Source organism: Cryobacterium sp. 10I1 (genome assembly GCF_035019805.1).
Lineage (GTDB): Bacteria > Actinomycetota > Actinomycetes > Actinomycetales > Microbacteriaceae > Cryobacterium > Cryobacterium glucosi.
The window spans coordinates 1-336 of the sequence record NZ_JASJVF010000607.1; the positions used below are offsets into that span (position 1 = coordinate 1).

The 336-nt window shown below is 74.4% G+C and carries 1 pseudogene; it reads right to left on the minus strand.

The features are described 5' to 3' along the window. Nucleotides 1-336: pseudogene (locus QN345_RS19985) on the minus strand (phospho-sugar mutase); the annotation flags it as partial.

A 336-nucleotide genomic window follows, 5' to 3' on the forward strand; every position in this document is an offset into this window, starting at 1 on the left:
GAGGGGCGCCAGTTCTGCCCGTTCCGCTGCACGCCAGCCGAGGATCGCACCGACCTCGTTGCCGGTGAGGCGACGGTAGCCGCCCGCGGCGTCGGCGTCGGGGATCGCGATCGCGAGGCGGTCGGCGTCCGGGTCGTTCGCGATGACGAGTTCGGCGTCGATCTCGCGGGCGGTCGCGAAGGCGAGGTCGAGGGCGCCCGGCTCCTCCGGGTTCGGGAACGCGACGGTCGGGAAGGTCGGGTCCGGGGCGATCTGCGCGTCGACGAGGGTCGGCAGGTCGTAGCCCGCAGCCTCGAGCACGCGGCGGGTGGTGTCCCAGCCGACCCCGTGCATGGC